This is a genomic window from Halioglobus sp. HI00S01, from assembly GCF_001635445.1.
GTDB classification, from domain to species: Bacteria; Pseudomonadota; Gammaproteobacteria; order Pseudomonadales; family Halieaceae; genus Halioglobus; species Halioglobus japonicus.
The window spans coordinates 1-288 of record NZ_LWEE01000026.1 but is presented as its reverse complement, the minus strand read 5'-3'; the positions used below and the strand labels follow the sequence as shown (position 1 = coordinate 288).

Below are 288 nucleotides of genomic sequence, written 5' to 3'. Positions count from 1 at the left end.
CGATCTGAGAGGTCGGTGTCACCAGCGGAATATAACCGAGGTCTTCGCGCACGCGTGGTATCTCTTCGAGCACCTGGTCGAGTTTGTCCGCTGCGCCCTGCTCCTTGAGCTGGCTCTCCATATTGGTCAGCATACCGCCGGGCACCTGGGCGACCAAAATGCGCGAATCGACACCCCGCAGTGAACCTTCATGCTTGGCGTACTTTTTGCGCACGTCGCGGAAGTAGGAGGCGATTTCTTCCAGCAGATTGATATCGAGCCCCGGGTCGCGATCGGTGCCCTTGAGCA

1 pseudogene is annotated in these 288 nt (G+C 59.0%); it reads right to left on the bottom strand.

The window, feature by feature from the left end:
- A pseudogene (locus A3709_RS06620) lies at positions 1-288 on the bottom strand (oxaloacetate decarboxylase); the annotation flags it as partial.